General features: G+C 44.0%; 21 protein-coding genes and 1 pseudogene. All 22 read left to right on the top strand.

Annotated elements, in window-relative coordinates:
• The first annotated feature begins 127 nt into the window (after positions 1-127).
• Positions 128-1,198 (top strand): RIP metalloprotease RseP, encoded by a 1,071-nt coding sequence (gene rseP / locus DSBG_RS11765; RefSeq protein WP_068964522.1) that lies wholly within the window; start codon positions 128-130, stop codon positions 1,196-1,198.
• Between the two features lie 33 nt (positions 1,199-1,231).
• Complete coding sequence (gene ispG / locus DSBG_RS11760) at positions 1,232-2,314, top strand: flavodoxin-dependent (E)-4-hydroxy-3-methylbut-2-enyl-diphosphate synthase (RefSeq protein WP_068964551.1); 1,083 nt, start codon at positions 1,232-1,234, stop codon at positions 2,312-2,314.
• A 76-nt stretch (positions 2,315-2,390) separates the two neighbouring features.
• On the top strand, positions 2,391-4,118 hold the full coding sequence (locus tag DSBG_RS11755) for a proline--tRNA ligase (protein ID WP_068964521.1): 1,728 nt from the start codon (positions 2,391-2,393) through the stop codon (positions 4,116-4,118).
• 704 nt (positions 4,119-4,822) lie between these two features.
• Positions 4,823-5,503: a PspA/IM30 family protein gene (locus DSBG_RS11750; RefSeq protein ID WP_068964520.1), complete on the top strand. Its 681-nt coding sequence runs from the start codon at positions 4,823-4,825 to the stop codon at positions 5,501-5,503.
• A 349-nt stretch (positions 5,504-5,852) separates the two neighbouring features.
• The gene (gene rimP / locus DSBG_RS11745; protein WP_068964519.1) at positions 5,853-6,311 is read left to right on the top strand and encodes a ribosome maturation factor RimP; all 459 of its coding nucleotides are present in this window, start codon (positions 5,853-5,855) and stop codon (positions 6,309-6,311) included.
• A 42-nt stretch (positions 6,312-6,353) separates the two neighbouring features.
• Positions 6,354-7,775: a transcription termination factor NusA gene (gene nusA, locus DSBG_RS11740; RefSeq protein WP_068964518.1), complete on the top strand. Its 1,422-nt coding sequence runs from the start codon at positions 6,354-6,356 to the stop codon at positions 7,773-7,775.
• A gap of 4 nt (positions 7,776-7,779) precedes the next feature.
• Positions 7,780-8,043 carry an RNase P modulator RnpM gene (gene rnpM, locus DSBG_RS11735; RefSeq protein WP_009624396.1) on the top strand — a complete coding sequence of 88 codons (264 nt, stop codon included), beginning with the start codon at positions 7,780-7,782 and terminating at the stop codon, positions 8,041-8,043.
• Positions 8,040-8,336, top strand: coding sequence for a L7Ae/L30e/S12e/Gadd45 family ribosomal protein (locus DSBG_RS11730; protein ID WP_068964517.1), 297 nt, complete (start codon positions 8,040-8,042; stop codon positions 8,334-8,336). Before rnpM ends, DSBG_RS11730 begins: the two co-directional genes overlap by 4 nt.
• A gap of 44 nt (positions 8,337-8,380) precedes the next feature.
• Positions 8,381-11,122: a translation initiation factor IF-2 gene (gene infB, locus DSBG_RS11725; protein WP_068964516.1), complete on the top strand. Its 2,742-nt coding sequence runs from the start codon at positions 8,381-8,383 to the stop codon at positions 11,120-11,122.
• Positions 11,123-11,146: 24 nt separating this feature from the next.
• On the top strand, positions 11,147-11,521 hold the full coding sequence (gene rbfA, locus DSBG_RS11720; protein ID WP_009616268.1) for a 30S ribosome-binding factor RbfA: 375 nt from the start codon (positions 11,147-11,149) through the stop codon (positions 11,519-11,521).
• Positions 11,514-12,497, top strand: a complete 984-nt coding sequence (locus DSBG_RS11715; RefSeq protein ID WP_068964515.1) for a DHH family phosphoesterase — start codon at positions 11,514-11,516, stop codon at positions 12,495-12,497. Before rbfA ends, DSBG_RS11715 begins: the two co-directional genes overlap by 8 nt.
• Entirely contained in the window at positions 12,481-13,449 is a 969-nt protein-coding gene (gene truB / locus DSBG_RS11710) for a tRNA pseudouridine(55) synthase TruB (RefSeq protein WP_068964514.1), read from the top strand. Before DSBG_RS11715 ends, truB begins: the two co-directional genes overlap by 17 nt.
• An 18-nt stretch (positions 13,450-13,467) precedes the next feature.
• Positions 13,468-14,394 carry a bifunctional riboflavin kinase/FAD synthetase gene (locus tag DSBG_RS11705; RefSeq protein WP_068964513.1) on the top strand — a complete coding sequence of 309 codons (927 nt, stop codon included), beginning with the start codon at positions 13,468-13,470 and terminating at the stop codon, positions 14,392-14,394.
• Between the two features lie 144 nt (positions 14,395-14,538).
• Complete coding sequence (gene rpsO, locus DSBG_RS11700) at positions 14,539-14,805, top strand: 30S ribosomal protein S15 (protein WP_040411474.1); 267 nt, start codon at positions 14,539-14,541, stop codon at positions 14,803-14,805.
• A 258-nt stretch (positions 14,806-15,063) separates the two neighbouring features.
• Positions 15,064-17,211 (top strand): polyribonucleotide nucleotidyltransferase, encoded by a 2,148-nt coding sequence (locus DSBG_RS11695; RefSeq protein WP_068964512.1) that lies wholly within the window; start codon positions 15,064-15,066, stop codon positions 17,209-17,211.
• 89 nt (positions 17,212-17,300) lie between these two features.
• Positions 17,301-18,056, top strand: coding sequence for a polysaccharide deacetylase family protein (locus tag DSBG_RS11690; RefSeq protein ID WP_068964511.1), 756 nt, complete (start codon positions 17,301-17,303; stop codon positions 18,054-18,056).
• A 24-nt stretch (positions 18,057-18,080) separates the two neighbouring features.
• On the top strand, positions 18,081-19,232 hold the full coding sequence (locus tag DSBG_RS11685) for a D-alanyl-D-alanine carboxypeptidase family protein (RefSeq protein WP_068964510.1): 1,152 nt from the start codon (positions 18,081-18,083) through the stop codon (positions 19,230-19,232).
• A gap of 27 nt (positions 19,233-19,259) precedes the next feature.
• Entirely contained in the window at positions 19,260-20,531 is a 1,272-nt protein-coding gene (locus DSBG_RS11680) for a M16 family metallopeptidase (protein WP_068964509.1), read from the top strand.
• Between the two features lie 87 nt (positions 20,532-20,618).
• Complete coding sequence (gene dut, locus DSBG_RS11675) at positions 20,619-21,071, top strand: dUTP diphosphatase (protein WP_068964508.1); 453 nt, start codon at positions 20,619-20,621, stop codon at positions 21,069-21,071.
• Between the two features lie 106 nt (positions 21,072-21,177).
• Positions 21,178-21,480, top strand: a complete 303-nt coding sequence (locus DSBG_RS11670) for a hypothetical protein (RefSeq protein ID WP_068964507.1) — start codon at positions 21,178-21,180, stop codon at positions 21,478-21,480.
• Positions 21,481-21,492: 12 nt separating this feature from the next.
• On the top strand, positions 21,493-21,762 hold the full coding sequence (locus DSBG_RS11665; RefSeq protein ID WP_068964506.1) for a YlmC/YmxH family sporulation protein: 270 nt from the start codon (positions 21,493-21,495) through the stop codon (positions 21,760-21,762).
• Between the two features lie 110 nt (positions 21,763-21,872).
• Positions 21,873-21,983 (top strand): annotated as a pseudogene (locus tag DSBG_RS21845) (4-hydroxy-tetrahydrodipicolinate reductase); the annotation flags it as partial.

Below are 21,983 nucleotides of genomic sequence, written 5' to 3'. Positions count from 1 at the left end.
GAACCCTTACCTAAGCAAAATAAAGAACACCCACATATAGAAGTGAGTGTTTCGGAATAGATTAACATAATCGATATTTGACAATTAGACTTTACGGACTTTGAACCACGAGAAAGGGGGGGGTAAAGTGCTGACGACGCTCGCCATTATTTTTGTCTTTGGAAGCATGGTCATGATTCATGAACTTGGACACTATATGGTCGCCAAATGGATCGGGGTTAAGGTGATTGAATTCAGTTTCGGTTTTGGTCCGAAAATTGTGGGTTATCAGGGCAAAGAAACACTTTATGCACTACGTATCATCCCTTTAGGCGGATTTGTCAAACTTTATGGCATGGACGCTGAAGTAGATGAAAATGGCCGGACGGTTATCGCCCCGATAGAGGATGCGCGGAGTTTTATGAATAAACACGTTTGGCAGCGCATGGCGGTAATCGTGGCGGGGCCGATCATGAACTTTGTTTTGGCTATGATTTTGTTTGTGGGTGTTTTTGCTTATCTGGGGATTCCATCCCCGGGGGACACAAATATGGTTGGTTCCTTAGTTAAAGGAAAACCAGCTGCCACTTCGGGGATTCAACCAGGAGATAAAATCCTTGCTGTGAATCAAGAGCCAACACCTGATTGGAATCGTTTAACAGAGGTCATTCATGCCAGTCCGGACCAAGCTTTAAGTTTAACAATAGAACGGGTTAACGGAAAGCAACGGCAAACTGTGTCTGTGAAGACAGAAAAAGATCCTCAAACAGGATACGGTATGATTGGGATTGCGCCAGAAGTCAACTATATGCATGCCTCTATTTTGCAGTCGACTCGTTTTGGATTGGAGCGGACGTTGGATTTCACAAAGTTTATTGTAGTAACTTTAGCCCAAATGTTGACTGGGAAAATTCCGGCCGAAGTAGGCGGACCGGTCATGATTGCCCAAGCAATAGGAGAAGGAGCTCAGGAAGGTTTGTCCAATTTATTGGGGTTAACTGGGGTTTTAAGCATCCAACTAGGAATTATTAATCTGTTCCCAATTCCTGCTCTGGATGGAAGTCGGTTAATCTTTTTATTGATCGAAGGGTTAAGAGGCAAGCCATTAAACCCAGAAAAAGAAAATATGATTCATTTAGTAGGCTTCGTATTGCTGATGGCTTTAATGATCGCCGTTACTTACAAAGATGTCGTACGCTTGTTTGTCAAAGCGGGGTAATGTACGAGGGAGCTGGAGTAGGAGGCTGACATGATTCAAAGAAAGAAAACAAAACCGGTCCAGGTTGGGCCCGTATTGATCGGTGGTGGAGCCTCGATTGTAGTGCAATCGATGACCAATACGGATACCCGTGATGTGACAAAAACATTAACACAGATTCGGGCCTTGGCTACAGCTGGGTGTGAAGTTGTGCGCCTGGCTGTGTTGGATGAAGATTCTGCAGGAGCTTTAAAAGAGATTGCTACCGCGAGCCCACTTCCTGTGATTGCAGATATTCATTTTGATTATCGTCTGGCTTTGCGCGCTGTTGAACAAGGTATCCATGGTTTACGGTTAAACCCTGGAAATATCGGAGCTCGTTGGAAAGTCCAGGAGGTCGTGCGTGCTGTCAAGGAACAGCGGATTCCGATTCGTATCGGTGTTAACGCTGGGTCACTGGATAAAGAACTCTTAGAAAAGTATGGAGGTCCTACTGCCGAAGGGATGGTCGAGAGTGCTTTAGGACATATTCGTTTACTGGAAGACGAGGGATATGATAAAATTAAGGTCTCGCTGAAGGCCTCGTCGGTTCCCTTGATGCTTGAAGCTTATCGCAAAATGGCTGAGGTTACAGATTACCCGCTGCATTTAGGGGTCACAGAAGCAGGAACAGTACGCTCGGGCATGGTTAAATCAGCGATAGGAATTGGGGCGTTGCTTTCCGAAGGGATCGGAGATACGATTCGAGTGTCACTCACAGGAGATCCCGTTCGGGAAATTCCTATAGCCCTGGAAATCCTGCGTGTTCTCGGCTTACGACAGCAGGACGTGGATTTAATCAGTTGTCCGACCTGTGGTCGTACACAGGTCGACTTAGCAATACTCGCCGAAAAAATTGATGAACGGTTATTACAACTCCCGCCACTGGACAAGCCTTTAAAAGTTGCTGTTATGGGATGTGCTGTTAACGGACCGGGTGAGGCCCGTGAGGCTGATTTTGGAATTGCTGGCGGAAAAGGGATGGGAATTTTGTTCCGGAAGGGAGAGATTGTAGCCAAACTTCCGGAAGACGAATTGCTACCAGCTTTGCTCCATGAAATTGAAGAGTATGTTCGCGTTCATGGCAAGGTTAATTAAAGGTAGTTTGATTTAATGAAAAGTTTAAGTAGTAGGGACAATTCATGTATCCCTATAGTAGAAAGGAATGGACATAATGCGCGTCAGCCAACTATTAAATCCAACACTTCGCGAGGTTCCAGCTGAAGCTGAAGTTATCAGCCATCAACTGATGGTTCGGGCAGGATTGATTCGTAAGTCAGCGGCCGGAATATATACCTATTTGCCGCTGGGGTTGCGTATTTTAAGGAAGATCGAAAACATTGTGCGCGAAGAAATGGATGCCAAAGGTGGGCAAGAAGTTCTTATGCCAGTGATACAACCTGCCGAGTTATGGATGGAGAGCGGGCGATGGAGTGTCTATGGTGATGAGCTGTTTCGTTTAAAAGACCGACATAACCGAGAATTCTGCCTTGGCCCGACACATGAAGAAATTATTACAGACCTTATTCGTGGTGAAGTTCGTTCGTACAAACAGCTGCCACTTCTTCTCTATCAGATCCAGAATAAATATCGAGATGAGCGACGTCCTCGCTTTGGTTTGATGCGTGGACGCGAATTTATCATGAAAGACCTCTACTCTTTTGATCGAGATGAAGCAGGGCTAAATGAAAGTTATCAGAAGATGTATGAAGCCTATTGTCGAATTTTTTCACGTTGTGGTTTAGCTTATCGGCCGGTTGAAGCCGACGCCGGGGCCATCGGGGGAACGGGTGGAACTCATGAATTTATGGTATTGGCTGAATCGGGAGAAAATGGTGTTGTTTATTGTTCGGAGTGTGATTTCGCTGCCAATGTGGAAAAAGCGGAGTGCCGTCCTCAAGTGATAGAGAATGATGTTGTGGTTGAAGGTGAACGGAAGTTAGTGCATACGCCGGATATTAGGATCATTGATGAAGTCTGCGAATTTTTAGCTGTGCCCAAGACCAGTCTTGTTAAGTCGTTACTTTATCAAGGGGATGACAAACTGTTCTTGGTGCTGATTCGTGGGGATCGTGAGTTGAATGAAATAAAATTGAATAATGCTCTTGGTGGGTTTGTTTCACTCGAACTCGCTCCACCGCATGTAGTAGAAGGACTATTGGGGTGTGAACCTGGCTCCGTGGGTCCTGTTGAAGTGCCCATTGGTCTAATGGTTGTTGCTGATGAAGAGGTTCCTATGATGAAAAAGGTCGTATGCGGAGCGAATCAGACGGATTATCACATTGTGAATGCGGACCCATGTCTTGAATTCCGTATTGACCAAATCCACGATTTGCGAATGGTTGAGCCGGGTGAAGCTTGCCTTAAATGTGGTGCCCCACTGAAAGAAGCGCGGGGAATTGAAGTAGGTCAAGTTTTCAAATTGGGAACGAAGTATAGCAAATCCCTCGGGGCCACATTCTTAGATGAAAATGGCGAAGAAAAGCCCTGCGTGATGGGTTGTTATGGTGTTGGAGTCAGCCGTTCGTTAGCAGCCTCTATTGAACAGAATCACGATGATTATGGAATTATCTGGCCGATGCCTATTGCTCCATATCACTGTATAATTGTACCAGTCAGCACAAAAGACGCTCAAGTGGTAGCGGAAGCGGATAAACTTTATCATGAGCTTCAGCGTCTAGGGGTGGAAGTTGTTCTTGACGACCGGGATGAACGTGCTGGCGTGAAATTTAAAGATGCGGATCTGGTCGGATATCCACTGCGAGTGACGATCGGTAGTAAAACTCTGGCGAATGGCCAGGTCGAACTAAGAGGACGGAAAACAGGTGAGACGCAGCTCGTAGCGGTTGAAGATGTTGCTGGGCAGATTAAGAGTTTTATTGAGAAAGCTCTTTCAGCCTAACTTTAGCAAATTCCACTTAAGCGCTCTCTAAGCCAAGAAACTTCCTCTGGCTTTGGGGTCGACAGGGGTTAGGAAAGGAAATTTAAGAATGGAGCGTAAGTGAGAAAGCATGAGCTAGCACGCGCTTGAGTGACTGTTGATTCCTTGGGTAAGGTACAGCTGAGTAGGGAGAACTCGGAAATAGGGAAAACGAGCGAAAACCTACTTTGACTTTAAATCGCCTCTCACGTAGAATATTCTTGTAGAGATTCTTCTCCTTCGATTTTGAAGCGGAAGAAGGCATAAAGTAAGGGGAGTAGCGAGCGGCAGAAATGCCGTGGATAGTGTCGACAATCGGTCCGATGTGGACCCGGCCTATCACCGTTTACAAAGTTGCAAGACCTTACCCGAAGCAGGGGGTGAGGTCTTTATTTTTTTAAGTAGGTGGTGAAACAGAGGAAAGAAGATTAAAATTCATGAAAATTTCACAATTAGTTCATGATTTTGTCTAAGCTCTTTGTTACACTCTTATAGTGATGATTCCTATTTACCCCTTATTAAACGGTGCCTACTCCGATACCTGCAAAAGTTCCAAATTAAAGGATTTCATGGAAGGGGTAGAAATCAAACTCTAAAGTCTAATTCCAACTTATATAAAATTAATGATTAAATGCCCTAGAAAAACTTATCGCCTTATAAGGTATAAACGAAGGGAGAACTGGAAAATGGGATTGTTTACTCGGGTGAAAGACTTATTTCAGGCTAACATTACAGATATTGTGAACAAGGCGGAAGATCCAGAGAAAATGCTGAATCTTTATGTGGATCGGACAACAGAGGAAGTGCGGAGCTTCCAGATTCAAGTTAACCGGGCTGTAGCGGATAAAATTCAGCTTGAAGAGCGCATTGTAACTCTGGGTAAAGAAGTTGCTCAACGGACTGAACAAGCTGGCTTAGCTGTGCAACAAGGCAAAGATGAATTAGCACGGACGGCACTAACCCTGAGAAAACAAGCGGAAACCAGCTTGACAGATTATCAAAATCAATTGGCTGATCAGTCCAAAGCAGTGGAAGATTTACAAGCAAACCTATGTGTCTTAACCGAAAAATTAGAGAAGGCTAAAATGGAGCGTAATAATCTTGTGATGCGCCAACGTCGTGCGGAAACGATGAAAAAAGCCAACGAAGCAGTTTCTGGAATGTCTAGCCATGACCCGATGGCCGGTATGGATCGAATGAAGGATCGGGTCGAGCGGATGGAGGCAGAAGCCAAAGCGTCTCGGACGATGGTTAACACCGGAAATACAATCGACGATCAGTTTGCTGAGTTAGAAAAGAGCAGAGCAAACTCAGAAGTTGAAGATGAACTCGCCAAATTGAAAGCGGAGTTTAAAAAAGAGGAATAGACTTGTTGAGTTTATTCATAGCCATTTGGATGACGGATTTGAATAATAACTTAAGATAAATCAGTTGCCTTTTGTTAAGGCGACTGATTTGTTTGCATGAGAGCAGGTCTATTGATGCAATTTCTGCAAAAGGCCGCACTAAGCAGAGAAACTTCCCTTGACTTGGGTTGCAGATGTCTAGGGGATATGCTATATTAGTATAAGGAAATTTGTAGCGTTTGCTGGTAAGGAGTGGGTTCTAGCCCGCTCCTTCGTTTGTTCAAATCGTGGCTTTAGTATAACTCGAGGGCATCTTCGTTAGACTATGAAGAGTACGTTCTTCAGGCCATGTTTAAAGGAGCGATTTCACATGAGTTCAGTTTTAGAGCAACAGATCAGTTCATTGGTTGAGCCACTAGTTCAAGAAAAAGGGCTGGAATTAGTGTATGTAGAATACAAAAAAGAAGGGGCGTATTGGTATCTACGCCTTTATATTGATAAAGACGGTGGTGTGGACATGGATGATTGTGCAGGAGTGAGCCACGTGGTGAGTGAAATGCTTGATCAGAAAAATCCTATTCCACAGGCTTATATGTTGGAAGTGTCTTCTCCTGGGCTGGAACGTCCTCTACTCAAGGAAGAGGACTTTATCCGTTTTCAGGGAAGATTGATTACGGTACACACGTCCTCTTTGTTCCAAGGGTATAAGGAGTTTACGGGGAATCTGATCGGATTGATAAACGATGAAATCGTTTTAGAATATGAGAAAAAGCGTATGGCAATTCCACAAGCCTTGGCAAAAAAAACTCATTTAGCACTAGATTTTTAGTTTTTTCTTTATGTACAATAGAATGAGGAGGAAAATGGAAAAATGAATATGGATTTCATCGAGGCCCTTCATGAGTTAGAAAAAGGACGGGGAATTTCCGCGGAAATTTTATTCGAGGCAATTGAAGCAGCATTGATTTCTGCGTACAAGAAGAATTTTGGATCATTACAAAATGTTCGAGTTCTTATTGATCGCTTAACTGGTGAGTTTAAAGTGTATGCACGCAAGACTGTTGTGGAAATCGTGGAGGATGCTCGGACTCAGGTCGGATTGGAGGACGCACGTAAACTCGATCCTAATTATCAACTTGAGGACATTGTGGAATATGAAGTCACCCCTCGTGAATTTGGACGGATTGCAGCCCAAACCGCAAAGCAAGTTGTTGTGCAGCGCATTAGAGAAGCTGAGCGAGGCATGATTTATGACGAATATGTTAATCGCGAAGGTGATATTGTCACTGGGGTAGTCCAACGTTACGAGCAGAAGAACGTGATTGTTGATTTAGGGAAGGTCGAAGCCGTACTTCCTGCTCAAGAACAAATCCCTGGAGAAGTGTATCAATCCTTCGAACGTCTTAAAACGTATGTTGTGGAGGTTAAAAAAACAACAAAGGGACCGCAAATTATGCTATCCCGAACTCATCCAGGACTGATAAAGCGTTTATTTGAGCTTGAAGTTCCGGAAATTCATGACGGTATTGTTGAAATTAAGGGTGTTTCTCGTGAAGCGGGGGCTCGCTCAAAAATTGCTGTTTACTCACGTGACTCGAATGTCGACCCAGTTGGAGCTTGTGTTGGTCCTAAGGGAGTTCGAGTACAAACCATTGTCACTGAATTAAAAGGGGAAAAGATTGACATTGTAAACTTCTCAACGGATCCCCAAGAGTTTGTAGCCAATGCACTTTCTCCTGCGAAAGTTGTGGGAGTATATCCCAAACCCAATGAAAAAGTTGCAATTGTCGTCGTTCCTGACTATCAACTTTCCCTAGCGATCGGTAAAGAAGGCCAAAACGCTCGTTTAGCTGCCAAACTGACAGGGTGGAAGATTGATATTAAAAGTGAGACCCAAGCGGTTGGGTTAAATATCATAACTCAAGGGCAAGAAGAAGGGTATGAAAATTACGAGGAATACGGCGAATATGAGGAGTACTCTGAATATGATGAATTCGCCGAAGTAAATAACTATCAGGAATACGAAGAAGACGAATTTGCTGAGAATGATCCGACTTTGCATAATAAACAAACTGCCGGAGACGGAACTTTTCAAGCGTATGACGAGAATGATGCATACAATAACAACGAAACATATGATGAATATGCTCAAGAGCCGGAGTTCTTGGAAAGTGAAGTCACCACGAATGGCATCGAAGGAGCGACTGAAACAGCTTTTGCTGATATTGGGGAAGACTTAAAAACCAATGAGCAAGTAATTGTTAAGGAGAAAAAGAAGAGAGGGAAGGGGTGATGGTATGAAGACACGGAAAGTTCCAATGAGGATGTGTTTGGGATGTCAACAGATGAAGCCCAAGAAAGAGCTTTTGAGAATTGTTAGAACTCCAGAAGGGGCTGTTGAACTTGATCCTACTGGAAAACGGAATGGACGTGGCGCTTACCTTTGTCCTGACTTGATCTGTTTCCAAACGGCCGTTAAAGAACGACGATTCCGTAAAGCTTTTGGAGTGGACGTTGATTCTGAAGTATTTGCCAACCTCGAAGGGAAGATTACTTTGTGAACACACGAATCCAGTCGCTAATGGGGATCGCAAGACGAGCGGGAAAAATTGCTTCTGGAGAAGCAGAAGTAGAAGCTATGTTGAAGAAGAGAAAAGGATTTCTTCTTATAATTGCGGAGGATGCTCACGGGGCTCAGAAAAAGTACGACAAGTGGGCTAGTGATATAAAATTGCCAGTGTTTATCACTGGTACAAAGATGGAAATTGGACATTCAATAGGACTTTCGCCGCGTTCAGCAGTACTTATTTTAGATCAAGGGTTTGCGAAGGCTATTTTACTAGCAAGGAGCTGATGCTTGGAGCGTAATGTGGGAGCCGAATATGTGGGGGTGGTTAAATGAGTATTCGTGTTCACGAATTAGCAAAAGAATTAAATTTTAGTAGTAAAGAAGTGATGACAAGACTTGTGGCTATTGGAACAGATGTTAAAAATCATTTAAGTACAGTCGATCAAAAAGATGCTGATTATTTACGGAACCAACTGAAAGGAAAGGAGACAAATTTGAATCATTCTGACCATAAAAATACCGAGGAAACAAAACCAAATACATCCGAAGCGGAGCAAGAGAGTCGGTCGTTAGAACAACCCCGTTCAGGAACAGAAGGGCGTCCCCAGGGAGCACGCTCAGGAAATCAAGGACAGCCGCAAGGTCCACGCTCAGGAAACCAAGGACAGCCCCAAGGTCCCCGTCCGGGATATCAAGGACAGCTGCAAGGTCCCCGTCCAGGATATCAAGGGCAACCGCAAGGTCCCCGTCCAGGATATCAAGGGCAACCGCAAGGTCCACGTCCAGGAAATCAGGGACAACCGCAAGGTCCACGCCCAGGAAATCAGGGACAACCGCAAGGTCCACGTCCGGGATATCAAGGACAACCGCAAGGTCCACGTCCGGGATATCAAGGACAACCGCAAGGTCCCCGTCCGGGATATCAAGGACAGCCGCAAGGTCCGCGTCCGGGATATCAAGGACAGCCGCAAGGTCCACGTCCAGGGTATCAAGGACAGCCGCAAGGTCCGCGTCCGGGATATCAAGGACAGCCGCAAGGTCCACGTCCGGGATATCAAGGACAACAGCAAGGTCCACGTCCAGGGTATCAAGGACAGTCGCAGGGCCCTCGCCCAGGGATGCCTCAGCGTGCTGGTGCTAGTGTGCCGTCGACACCAACCATTACCGAGCAGGCCAAAAGACAACCGCCAGCAAGTAAAAAAGCTCAAGATAAAGCCTATGAACGGAAACGTGAAGTAGAAAAAGAAAGAGAAAATGCGCTGCGTTCACCACATAGACGTTTTCCAAAGCGTCCTAAAAAAGAAGTGCGGGATACGTCACCGAAACACATTGTGATTCAGGAATCCATTTCTGTACAAGATTTAGCTGGTAAAATGAGCCGTAAGGCTGGAGAACTAATTAAACACCTTATGAACCTAGGAGTCATGGCGACCATTAATCAGGAGTTGGACTCTGAAACAGCAACAATCTTGGCAGCTGAAATGGGTGTTACTGTTGAGGTTAAAGCCGAGAAATCAATGGCTGTTATTGAAGAGATAGATGATGATCCGAAGGACCTCGTTTTCCGCCCGCCAGTCGTAACGGTGATGGGTCATGTTGACCATGGTAAAACGTCGCTTTTAGATGCAATTCGTACAACGAATGTGACTGATTCTGAAGCTGGGGGAATTACGCAACACATAGGGGCATATCAGGTGGAGATTAAAGGTCAAAAGATTACTTTCTTAGATACGCCTGGACATGAAGCCTTCACAGCGATGCGTGCCCGTGGTGCAGATGTCACGGATATTGCAGTTTTGGTGGTAGCAGCAGATGACGGAGTTATGCCTCAAACAATCGAAGCGATCAATCACGCCAAGGCGGCTAAGGTTCCGATTATTGTGGCTATAAATAAGATAGATAAAGAAAATGCAACTCCAGAAAAAGTAAAACAAGGTCTGACAGAGTATGGACTTGTTGTTGAGGAATGGGGCGGAGATACCATTGCTGTTCCTGTATCCGCAAAAACTAAACTGAACATCGACCAACTTCTTGAAATGATACTGTTAGTCGCAGAAGTTCGGGACTTAAAGGCTAATCCAAATCGCCCAGCAGTAGGGACTGTCATTGAAGCTGAATTGGATAAGGGCAAAGGACCGATCGCAACTGTTCTCGTTGCTAAAGGTACGCTTAATATTGGTGATGTTGCTGTTGCAGGGTGTGCATTTGGTCGGATTCGAGCCATGGTTGATGATAAAGGGCGACGTGTTAAAAAAGCAGGTCCATCTATGGCGGTTGAAGTTCAAGGTTTATCCGAAGTGCCTCAAGCTGGAGAAGCGTTTTATGTTGTCGCGGATGAGAAACTGGCGAGACAAATTACTTCTGCACGTACAGCTGTGAGGAAAGTGGAAGAATCTAAAAAAACCCTCTTTAAAGTTAGCTTAGAAGATCTTTTTGATAAGATCAAAGAAGGCGAAATCAAAGAGTTAAACATTATTATTAAAGCAGATGTGCAAGGGTCTGTCGAAGCACTACGGCAGTCACTTCTTCGGCTTTCAACAGGTGAGGTACGTGTCAATCCAATCCACGGTGGAGTTGGTGCAATTAATGAAAACGACATTATGCTGGCAGCTGCTTCAAATGCAATAATAATAGGCTTTAACGTTCGCGCGGACTCTAATATGAAAGCGACGGCCGAACTTGAGGGTGTGGATTTACGTCTTTATCGAGTCATCTATGATGCTATTGGAGATGTGAAAGCAGCAATGACGGGTCTACTTGATCCTACTTTCAAAGAAGTCGTTTTAGGTAAAGTTGAAGTTCGTCAGGTCTTTAAAGTTCCTAAAGCCGGAACGGTCGCAGGTTGTATGGTGACTGAAGGCAAGATTATTCGCTCTGCTAAAGTTCGTGTTATTCGAGATGGTATCGTTATTCACGACGGTGTAATGGAATCTTTGCGCCGCTTTAAAGATGATGTTAAAGAGGTTGCCGAGGGTTATGAATGTGGAATTGGTATCGAAAAATTCAATGATGTCAAAGAAGGAGACATCATTGAAGCGTTTATTATGGAAGAGGTTACGCGCACACTATAGTAAATCAGCCCTGGAGGGATAGGTATGTCAAAACATCGGCCCAATCGATTGTCAGAAACGCTCAAAGAAGAAATTTCTCAACTTATCCTTGTGGAGTTGAAAGATCCTCGAATCGGATTTGTAACGGTGACGAGTGTGGATGTTGCCAATGACTTAGCACATGCCAAGGTGTATATCAGTGTTCTGGGAAGTGAAGATGAAGGAAAAGCATCCTTGGATACCTTGAATCGGGCAGCAGGGTTTTTACGAACTGAAATCGGGAAGCGTTTAAGACTTCGACACGTGCCATCTATCGTGTTTGTCTACGATCCTTCCATACAACATGGTGCACACATTGCCAAATTGTTGCGTGATGTTAGTGTATCCGATGATTCAAGTAAGGATGAATCGCATGAATAAAACCACCCCCATGGAAGAGATGGTAGAAGTCTTAAGAAAAGCGTCAACGGTGGCGCTTTTCTCCCATGTCTCTCCCGATGGAGATTGTATTGGTTCAATGTTGGCAATTGGTCTGGCTTTAGAGAAAATGGGGAAAGAAGTCTCCTTCTTCAATCCAGATCCAGTGCCAACTTATTTGACGTTTTTACCGGGCTCGTCCCGTATACGACAGGATTTTCCTAATCCCCAGCCGAAAACTTTAATATTTGTCGATTGTACAGATCTTCAGCGAGTTAACCTTTTAAGGACTGAAATCTCTCAAGAAAGTACGATACTGAACTTAGATCACCACATCTCGAATCATTTTTTTGGTGACATTAATTGGGTTGATGCCCAAGCTAGTGCTAGTGCTGAAATCGCCTTGGCTTTAATTAACAAGCTAGGCGTGAAAATAGATGGAGATATGGCCACCAATCTCTACACAGCCATTGTGACGGATACAGGCTGCTTTCAATATAGTAATACAACTGCTCAAACCCATCGCTTGACGGCAGAGCTATTAGATATAGGTCTTGATTTGACAGGAATTCATCATAATATCTTCGATCAAAAACCCCTTGCCCAGATCGAGTTACTTCAATATGCGCTAAACGGATTGGAAATCCAGGCAAATGGTCAATTGGCAGTCATGACTCTAAGTTTAGAGGATTTTCAGAAATGCGGTGCAGAGCAGGAATTGAGCGAGGGACTGGTAAATTACGCTCGAAGTATTGCGGGTGTTGAGGTTGCGGTGTTACTGAAGGAGGTCGGGTCTCGGGAGATCAAAGGGGGTCTTCGTTCGAACCTCTGGCTGAATGTCAATGAGATTGCTGCCCAGTTCGGCGGAGGGGGACACAAGCGTGCTGCAGGTTGTACCCTCAGACTCCCTATGGCTGAAGCTAAACAAAGCATAACTGCTGCAATTGAGGAGGCGTTAAAGATTGGAAGGGATCATTAACGTCCTTAAGCCACCTGGTATGACTTCTTCGGATGTCGTTGTCTGGATGCGAAAAATATTAAGAACTAAAAAGATTGGACACACTGGAACGCTCGATCCTGGAGTGGCTGGAGTTTTACCGCTTTGTGTTGGTAAGGGGACACGTCTAGCTGAATACATAACCGAGCAGGGGAAAGCTTATCTGGCAGAAGTTGCTTTTGGTATTACGACAGATACCCAGGATGCCTTTGGAAAAACGACTCAAGTTACTTCAACGGATTTGAGTCAAAGTGACCTAGAACCGGTTTTGCCACATTTTGTGGGTAAGATATCACAGACACCTCCGATGTACTCTGCAGTTCGTAGAGAAGGAAAACACCTTTATGAATATGCTCGGCAGGGAATAGATATCGAGATTTCGCCCCGAGAGGTATCTATTTATAAATTAGAATTGAAACAATGGTATGAAAGGGAATTCCCTCGGGCAATTTTAAATATTGAGTGTTCAAAAGGAACATATATAAGGACACTCTGTCATGACCTTGGACAGGCATTAGGTTGTGGGGCGCACATGTCTAATCTATTGCGCATCCGTTCCGGCCCGTTCAAGATTCAGGAGAGTTGGACACTTGAAGAGATAGAAAAGGCGGTCAGCGAGTCAACCTATTCATTTTTACTTCCGTTGACAGCAGGGCTCGATCTACCACGGGTGTTTCTATCAACTGCTCGCGCAAATGCTTTCCGGCATGGGTTGCCAACCAAGAGAGAATTTGTTATGACTTCTCCTGTTGAAGGAAATTCGAGGTTGGAGGATCGTGGTTTGGCGTTGGAAACGAAATCTAGCGTTCGAACCTCGAACATCGAACATCAAACATCGAGTAGGCCCTATGTTCAGGTAATCGATGATGGAGAATTACTCGGAATTGGGGCCTGGCGCGAGGATAGCCTTTTTCCACATAAAGTTTTTGTATGATTTAGGAGGGTCAATTCCGTGCAAGTTCGAACAAGTTTGCCTATTAACAGAGAGCCCTGTGTCTTAGCGTTAGGTAATTTCGATGGAGTACACTTAGGACATCGTCGCTTGCTTGAGCATGGATTAGAACAAGCTGTACGTTTAGGTGTAAAATTTTGTGTTTTGATTTTTGAGCCTCACCCTTTAAAAGTATTATTTCCTGAACGAGAAATAAAGCTGTTGTCGACAACTCAAGCACGTTTGTTTAGTTTAGAAGAGATTGGGGTTCAAACCGTCTACCTTTTACCGTTTACCGAAGAGATGGCTAACACTTCTCCCGAGCAGTTTGTTGAGCAGATTCTTCTTCCCCTCGGGGTGGTTCATGTCGTGGTTGGTTTTAATTATTCATTTGGTTCTAAAGGTAAAGGAAATCCCGAGTTAATACAATCCTTAGGTTGTACGCATGGATTTGGAGTTAGTGTACTTCAGGCTCAAACGATCGGTTGCCGCGTGATCTCTTCGAGCAGTATTCGCGAAGCATTAATTCAAGGAGATATTCAGTTAGCAAGCTCTCTGCTTGGACGCTCACCCAGCCTGAGTGGGACAGTTGTACACGGGGAAGAGCGCGGACGTCAGCTAGGTTATCCGACTGCAAACCTTCTCTATTCAGAAGACGTTCTAATTCCTAAGCGAGGCGTATATGCGGTTTGGGCTTATTTAGGTGGAAAGCGCGTTGCTGGAATGATGAACATCGGTATGAAACCAACCTTTCACGACATATATGCGATAATCGTAGAGGTTCATTTTTTTGATTTTGAAGGAGATTTGTATGGCAGTGAGATCTCGGTTTACATTGAAGAACGTTTGCGTGACGAATGTAAATTTAATGGTGTCAATGAACTCTTAATTCAATTAAGAAAAGACAGGGTTCAAGCTGAATGTGTCTTAAGGGAAAACCATCTATAGTTTGCATCGTGCCTCTACCTTTACAAAAGTATGCTTACCATGTATACTGTTTTAGAAACTAATAGAACCCACTGACTCGGCTTGACGAAGTCTCCAACGTTGACCTGGGCAGTTGGGAATTATAAAAAAATGGGGGAATTTTCCATGATGACACCTGAAAGAAAACAAGAAATTATTCTAAAGCATGCACGACAAGAAGGGGATACAGGTTCTCCAGAGGTGCAAATTGCGCTTCTCACTGAACGGATTACGTATCTGACAGAACACTTTAAAACGCATAAAAAAGACCATCATTCCCGTCGCGGGCTCTTAAAAATGGTTGGTTCAAGACGTGCGTTATTAACGTATCTGAAAAATGTTGATTTTGACCGTTATCGTAGTATTGTTGCTGCACTTGGCCTGCGGAAATAGGAATGCGTAATGGAAAAAGCGGATCAGATTTGATCCGCTTTTTTAATTTTCAGGACAATATGTCTAAAAATGTAAAGAGTCATCTTTCTATTGAACGCTTGTACCCTATAAATCTGTTAAAAATGGTTAAATTATTGAAGTACATACGAGATTATTCTTAAGTATAGTTTTTTTATGCAAATTGCAGGAAATAATAATACTATGTCGAAGAGGAAACAAGTTGAAAAGAAGGATTGAAAGTTTTAAGGAGGTTCCATTGTGAAACAGGAAATATTTGAAAAGTCACTCTCGGTCGGTGGGAGAATTATGACTTTCCAAACCGGGAAAATTGGTAAACAAGCGGGAGGCTCGATTTTTCTTCGCTATGGGGATACTGTGGTTTCTGCGTTTGCCACATGCAGTGCTGCACCCCGGGAGGGAATTGATTTCTTTCCCTTGACCGTTGAATTTGAAGAACGTATGTATGCTGCCGGCAAAATTCCGGGTGGATTTATTAAACGGGAAGGAAGGGCTAGTGAGAAGGCTACCTTGTCTGCTCGCTTAATTGATCGTCCTATCCGTCCGTTATTCCCAGAGGGGTTTCGTAATGATGTCCAAGTGGTGGCGGCCGTTATGTCTGTGGATCAAGACTGTGCGACAGATATCACAGCTATAAATGCTGCATCAGCAGCTTTAACCATATCAAACGTTCCCTTCGAAGGCCCCATTGCCGCTGTTACAATCGGGCTTGTTGAAGGGGAATTTATTATTAATCCCACCATCGAACAATCAGCAAAAAGTCAATTGCATCTGACGGTAGCAGGAACAGAAGAAGCTGTCATGATGGTGGAGGCTGGTGCCCACGAGGTGCCTGAGGATCAAATCTTGGAAGCAATCGTGTTTGGGCATTCAGAAATTAAAAAGATTGCCAAGTTCATCGCAGATTATCGTCAGGAAGCCTTTGAAATGGGCTTGGCCAAAGAGAAACTTGAAGTGAAGCCCGCTAAAATCCAGACTAATATTGTTGAAGCTGTTAAAGCCTATGCTTATGACAAATTAGATGCCGCTGTCCGTGTGGAAGAGAAGAAAGCACGAGAGACTGCTATTGACGAAGTTAAAGCCGAAGCATTGAGTTATTTCGAAGCTGAATTCCCCGATGACACGAAAACTGTGAAGGATGTTCTGGAAGAGATTGTGCATCTGATTGTCCGCAAATTGATTACAGACGAGCACATTCGTCCGGATGGTCGGGCAGTGGACGAAGTTCGTCCGATTAGTATCGAGGTAGGAATTTTACCTCGTACCCATGGGACAGGCCTTTTTACTCGGGGTCAAACTCAGGTGCTGACTGTAACGACTTTAGGTGCTGCAGGTGATGAACAGATTTTAGATGGTTTAGGCCTAGAAAGGTCCAAACGTTATATTCATCACTATAATTTTCCACCGTATAGTGTTGGAGAAACTCGCCCAATGCGTGGGCCAGGACGTAGGGAAATTGGTCATGGCGCATTAGCAGAAAGAGCTTTAACCCCTGTTTTGCCGGATGAGAATGAATTCCCTTATACGATTCGTTTGGTTTCTGAAGTCTTGGAGTCAAATGGTTCCAGCTCGATGGCCTCAGTATGCGGAAGTACCCTCTCTCTGATGGATGCTGGTGTACCTATTACAGCTCCGGTGGCGGGCATTGCGATGGGACTCATTAAGGAAGGGGATCAAATCGCTATCCTGACCGATATTCAAGGCTTAGAAGACCACTTTGGAGATATGGATTTTAAAGTAGCCGGTACCAGCAAAGGGGTAACCGCTTTGCAGATGGATATCAAAATTAAAGGTGTATCCCGAGAAATTCTTTTAAAAGCCTTAAGCCAAGCTAAAGCTGGACGTCTTTTTATCCTCGATAAGATGTTGGCTGTTATGGACAAACCCCGCCCACAACTTTCTTCTTATGCACCACGAATTATCACGGCATCAATTCACCCGGATAAGATTCGCGATGTTATTGGACCAGGCGGAAAAACGATTAAGAAAATCATTGACGAAACTGGAGTTAAAATCGACATCGAGGATGACGGTCGAGTCTTCATATCTTCTATGAATGGTGATGGAGGCGATCAAGCCTTAAAGATTATCCAGTCTTTAACACAGGAAGTTGAAGTTGGTAAAATCTATCAAGGTAAAGTCACGAGGGTTATGGATTTTGGCGCTTTTGTAGAAGTTATCCCTGGAGTGTTAGGACTTACCGGCAAAGAGGGGTTAGTTCATATTTCTCAGTTAGCCCATGAACGTGTCGAAAGAGTTGAAGACATCGTCAAAGTCGGAGATGAGATCATGGTTAAAGCTACAGCAATTGACAAACAAGGTCGTTTAAATCTCTCACGTAAAGAGGCGATGCCAAATGTGCGCAAGGAAAATCCAGCGATACTTTAGACTATTAATTCATGATCCAATATTATCTAAACGATGATCAGTCTGAGAGATCCCCTCTTCGCATAATGTTAAGGAAGGGGGGAATATGGATGTTCATTAACTTAAGAATCTCGCGGCGAGTACTCTCGTTAGGCGGGATTTTCCTTCTGTTATTTGCTGGAATTGTTTTGGAGAATCGGATCATGGCCTGTAAAGCTCCGGTCTTAAAGCCAATTGAGCAGATCAAGACGGATCAAAAGGTTATGGGTTTAACGATTAACGTGGATTGGGGAGAAGAATATATTCCAGCTATCTTAGACACGTTAGATAAAGGCAACGCCCAAGTTACTTTCTTTGTCACAGGGCGTTGGGCCAAAAAAAATCCAGAATTGTTGAAAATAATGGCAAATCGAGGCCATCAAATTGAAAACCATGGATATTCTCACCCACATCCAGATCAGCTTTCTGTTGGAGCTAACCAAGAAGAAATTAAGAAGACGGAAAGTATTGTTGAAGGCATCATCGGGCGAAAAACACATTTTTACGCACCGCCGTACGGCGAGAATGGTGTTTCAGGACTGCAGGCTGCAGATCAATTGGGTTACAAGACTATTCTGTGGACCTTAGATACTGTTGATTGGCGGGCAGACAGTACGCCAGAGATTATTGCTAAGCGTATTATTAATCCAGCCATACGGTTCGGAATTAAACCGAATAAGTTCGGTGCCCTAGTCTTAATGCATCCAAAAGCCAATACGGTCAAAGCTTTGCCTGTTATCCTGGATCAATTGGCTCGAGAGGGATTTGTTTTTCAAACTCTTGATGGACTAATAACATTTGACCAGACCGGAGATACTACCTCATAACGAAGCAGAAGTTGAGGTGGTTTGATGATCAGGCAAAAGTGGACGCGTGCTTGGTGCTGCGTCTTTCTTTGTATGATAACTACGAGTATTTTACCAGTGAATATTGTATATGGTGCACCTAAAAAACCTGTCAAGGCTGCGGAAGTGGCGGAGGGGCCTGCCAGGGTAAGCGCTGAGGCTGCTGTGTTGATGGATGTTGTGACCGGTGATCTTCTCTATGGTAAACAAGCGGATAAACGTCGTCCTCCTGCAAGTACCACTAAAATTATGACCGCTATTTTAGGATTTGAGTTAGGTCAATCGGATGAAGTTGTAACGGTTAGTCCGAAAGCAGCAGCTGTTGGCGAAGCAACCTTGCATCTTGATCCAGCAGAAAAGATTAACCTCTATGAACTCATCACAGGAGCTTTAGTCCGTTCGGGGAACGACGCCTGTGTTGCGATTGCTGAGCACATCGCGGGAAGTGAAGAACAGTTTGTCCAATTGATGAATCAGAAAGCGTTGGCTCTGGGGGCGCAAAATACTCATTTTGTGAACACGAACGGTTTACCTAATAAGGAACACTATTCCACCGCTTATGATCTAGCCCTGATGGCTCGCCATGGTTTGCAAATTCCTCAATTTGCCTCGATTACCCGTCAAAAAGAAACAAAAATTCATTTTCTGGAGCCGGACGTGTTCATGGATTTGCGTAACACGAATAAACTACTATGGAATTATCCTTATGCAGATGGTGTTAAAACGGGGACAACGACTGCAGCGGGGAAATGTCTTGTTGCATCCGCCACAAAGGAAGGCCGTCAACTGTTGGTTGTAGTTCTTAATGCGCCGGATCGTTTCGGAGATGCAAAGAAGTTGTTGGAATGGGGTTTCGAAAAAACAGAGACGGTTCGGCTTGTAAGTGCCGGACAGGCCGTCGCAGAGTTTCCAAGTTTAAAAGAGACGGTTCAAGTGTTTTGCAAGGATCCGATAGATGTTAGTATTCCTAAAACTGAACGTAAGAATATTCAAACCCGTGTCGTATGGGAAAAAAGCGCGAATTCGCCTGTTCAAGCGGGAGAACGGTTGGGACGTTTGGAAGTCTGGCTGGGGAAACAAAAATTAACCTGCGTCCCTTTGTTGAGCGAAAACGAAGTCGTAGGAGGCCGTTCTTTAATACGATTATTTCCTTTTTAGCAAAGGAAATAAAGAGGAGTGAATTTATTGTATCAAAAAACAGTGTTACCTAACGGAGTTAGAATTATCACGGAAGAAATTGAGCATGTTCGTTCAGCTGCCTTTGGACTATGGGTAGGAGCGGGTTCCAGGGATGAACGTGAAGGGTATGAAGGGATTTCGCATTTTATCGAGCATATGTTTTTTAAAGGGACAGAGCATCGAAGTGCACGTGCTTTAGCAGAGTCCCTCGAAGCCGTTGGTGGACAGCTGAATGCCTTTACAACGAAAGAATATACTTGTTATTATGCTAAGATTTTAGACGAAGACCTAGATCTGGCGATTGATGTTTTAAGTGATATGTTTTTTTGTTCGCTCTTTGATGAAAAGGAAATCGAAAAAGAAAAAAACGTAGTAATTGAAGAAATCAAGATGTACGAGGATTCTCCTGATGAATTGATCCACGATATCTTTTCAGAATATGTCTGGAATGATCATCCTTTAGGAAAACCAATTTTAGGAACCGAGGAGAGCATAAGGGCTCTAAGTCGAGAAAAAATTATGACATTTCTCTCAGAGCATTATGCTCCAGATAATGTCGTGATTGCTGTGGCAGGCAAAATAAAACATGATGACATTGTGGCGAAACTATCTGCCCAATTTGGGACGTTTAAAAGAGGTGGTCGCCGGGTTCTGGAAGAAACTCCTAGCGGTCAGACTATCGAACGCTATCAGAAAAAAGACACGGAACAGATGCATATCATCATGGGAGTTCCAGGCCTTGGGCAAGATGATGATGATATCTATGCAATGCATATTTTTAACAACATTTTAGGTGGAGGGTTAAGCTCTCGCTTGTTTCAGGAAATACGAGAACAGCGCGGCTTGGCTTATTCCGTGTATTCTTATCACTCAACCTACGTGGATACCGGCTTATTTGCGATATATGCTGGAACGAGTCCAAACAATACCAAGGAAGTCATCGAGTGTATACTCCAAGAGTTAAAGGACATTAAGCAAAAGGGAATTACCGCAGAGGAGCTAGAAAGGACAAAGGCTCAAGTTAAAGGTGGTCTCTATCTTGGACTGGAATCGGTAAGCAGTCGGATGAGTCGTTTAGGGAAGACAGAACTTACTTATAACCGTGTTCTTTCGCCGGAAGAAGTAGTCGAAAAACTTGAAAAAGTTACGTTAGCTGATGTTTTACGCCTGATTGGCCGCCTTTGGCAAAAGGATAAAATTAGTATTATGACGTTGGGCCCATCCGGACAAGAAATTGTTTTATCCGACCTACTAAAGCAAACTGGTTGGGAAGAATAGCGAGGCGCTAGGTTCGAATTACAAAAATCCGTAGTTCGAACCTAGCGCACATAACGCTTCGAATTCAAGGCAAGGAGAGTGCCTAAAGTGCCTGATTCTATCATAGTGAAAATTAAAAAGTTGACAAGCCCTTCTTTAGTCCTCCCCACATATGTTACTGCATCGTCGGCAGGAGCTGATCTTTGTGCTAATCTTCAAGAGCAATTGATCGTCGACCCCGGAGAGAATGTCAAGATTCCGACAGGTCTGGCTATTGAACTTCCGAGTCAAGAAGTTGTCGCGCTTGTTTTTGCACGAAGCGGTCTAGCAAGCCGGCACGGGATGGGGTTGACGAATGGTGTGGGAGTGATTGATTCTGATTATCGTGGGGAAATTCAAGTATTGATGCATAATTCGGGATCCGAACCTGTAATTATTAATTCTGGAGATCGAATAGCCCAAATGGTATTCATGCCAGTTTTCCACGCCTTGTTTGAAGAAGTTGCAGAACTTCAGGAGACGGCTCGAGGGATTGGAGGATTTGGTTCAACGGGAGTTTGATTTTAAGTCGGTACTGTGGTCAGAAGGATTAAATATTAAATCCTTCTGATTATTTTGTTCTACGAAAGTTTGTCTGTTCATACAATCCCCATGAGGGGGAGTGAAAATGCAAGCCCTTGGGGTTGTGCTTCTTGCCGTTGGTATTGTTATTTCAGTAAGAGAGCGAAAGTATATGATGATGTGGCGGTCCGAACCTAAGTCCAATCCTTTTGCCACTGCTCTGAGTCAATTGGTCGGCACTGCCGGAGGAATTTACCTTTCTCTAGAACTGCTATTTTCATTTTTAAAAATACCTGAAAATTGGTGGACTGAAACAATATTTATTGTTGAGCCACTTGCTGCCATTTCCTTATTGCTGGCCATTTTACAACCGTTTGGCTTGAGAGCTTGGATAAGATTGCGCAAATAGGGAGGTAATTGGATGCTATTAAGTGATCTCTCTGGTAAAGAAATTATTAATTTACATGATGGAGCGAAACTGGGTTTAGTTGGTGACGCTGATCTGGATATTTCCTTAAACGGATCGGTTGAAGCAATCATTCTAACTTCCCGTGGCGGGGTTGCAGGTTTTTGGAGTTCAAGAGGGGATCGGGAACGCGAAATGTTGGTGATACCTTGGCAAACTATTAAAAAGATAGGTTCTGAGGTTATTATTATTGATTTGCACAATAAATCTGAAAAAATCCGTTAAATTTTAGTTTGACAGAGGAAGGGATTCCCAATAAAATGAAAGGAAAGCTGTAACCCCGCATTGCGTTTTGCTACGGGGTTTTTGCCTTATCATCGCAGGAGGGGTTTCCTTTGAAAAAAATTCGAGTCTTTGTCGCTGGAGCAAGTGGGAAAATGGGTCAAGAAGTGATCCGTACGCTTCTCAAACAGGATGATCTCCTTTTGGTGGGAGCTTCAGATATA

Source organism: Desulfosporosinus cupriresistens, from assembly GCF_001707885.1.
Lineage (GTDB): Bacteria > Bacillota > Desulfitobacteriia > Desulfitobacteriales > Desulfitobacteriaceae > Desulfosporosinus.
The sequence above is the reverse complement of the archived record's forward strand: the minus strand, read 5'-3'. Positions and strand labels throughout refer to the sequence as shown.

What these genes read in the sequence shown, in the direction of transcription:
- rimP (WP_068964519.1), top strand. Translation starts at nt 5,853, where the DNA reads ATGAGTTCAGTTTTAGAGCAACAGATCAGTTCATTGGTTGAGCCACTA.
- DSBG_RS11665 (WP_068964506.1), top strand. Translation starts at nt 21,493, where the DNA reads ATGCTATTAAGTGATCTCTCTGGTAAAGAAATTATTAATTTACATGAT.
- DSBG_RS11685 (WP_068964510.1), top strand. Translation starts at nt 18,081, where the DNA reads ATGATCAGGCAAAAGTGGACGCGTGCTTGGTGCTGCGTCTTTCTTTGT.
- DSBG_RS11715 (WP_068964515.1), top strand. Translation starts at nt 11,514, where the DNA reads ATGAATAAAACCACCCCCATGGAAGAGATGGTAGAAGTCTTAAGAAAA.
- DSBG_RS11755 (WP_068964521.1), top strand. Translation starts at nt 2,391, where the DNA reads ATGCGCGTCAGCCAACTATTAAATCCAACACTTCGCGAGGTTCCAGCT.
- rpsO (WP_040411474.1), top strand. Translation starts at nt 14,539, where the DNA reads ATGATGACACCTGAAAGAAAACAAGAAATTATTCTAAAGCATGCACGA.
- rbfA (WP_009616268.1), top strand. Translation starts at nt 11,147, where the DNA reads ATGTCAAAACATCGGCCCAATCGATTGTCAGAAACGCTCAAAGAAGAA.
- DSBG_RS11750 (WP_068964520.1), top strand. Translation starts at nt 4,823, where the DNA reads ATGGGATTGTTTACTCGGGTGAAAGACTTATTTCAGGCTAACATTACA.
- DSBG_RS11690 (WP_068964511.1), top strand. Translation starts at nt 17,301, where the DNA reads ATGTTCATTAACTTAAGAATCTCGCGGCGAGTACTCTCGTTAGGCGGG.
- DSBG_RS11670 (WP_068964507.1), top strand. Translation starts at nt 21,178, where the DNA reads ATGCAAGCCCTTGGGGTTGTGCTTCTTGCCGTTGGTATTGTTATTTCA.
- nusA (WP_068964518.1), top strand. Translation starts at nt 6,354, where the DNA reads ATGAATATGGATTTCATCGAGGCCCTTCATGAGTTAGAAAAAGGACGG.
- rnpM (WP_009624396.1), top strand. Translation starts at nt 7,780, where the DNA reads ATGAAGACACGGAAAGTTCCAATGAGGATGTGTTTGGGATGTCAACAG.
- infB (WP_068964516.1), top strand. Translation starts at nt 8,381, where the DNA reads ATGAGTATTCGTGTTCACGAATTAGCAAAAGAATTAAATTTTAGTAGT.